Genomic DNA, 310 nt, shown 5'->3' on the forward strand with positions numbered 1-310 from the left:
GTGCTCGTCGTGATCCGCTAGATAGTGGTCAGGTTCGTCTGCATCGACGCCGCTCTGGTTCATGCTGGCATCGGCACCGGCTATGACGATCGCGATGCGATAACCTCTACCTGGCTTCCGGGCCTGATTGCGCGCCTGCTTCGCGTCGGCGGCTTCGCGGTCAGCGGCACGCCGCTCGATCACCCGCTGTTGCAACGCCTCCCGCCGCCTACTTCGGAGCCCGCCGATCGTTATTATCTCAGCCGACGCGTGTGAGGGCGCAGACGATCCAGGCCTTCAGGGGCCGAGCCTTCAGGGGCCGAGCCTTCAG

General features: G+C 65.2%; 1 pseudogene. It reads left to right on the top strand.

Going from position 1 to position 310, the window contains the following annotated elements:
- Positions 1-33: 33 nt before the first annotated feature.
- A pseudogene (locus tag EN852_RS38450) lies at positions 34-255 on the top strand (class I SAM-dependent methyltransferase); the annotation flags it as partial.
- Positions 256-310: the final 55 nt, after the last annotated feature.

It is taken from the genome of Mesorhizobium sp. M2E.F.Ca.ET.209.01.1.1, from assembly GCF_004010375.2.
Lineage (GTDB): Bacteria > Pseudomonadota > Alphaproteobacteria > Rhizobiales > Rhizobiaceae > Mesorhizobium.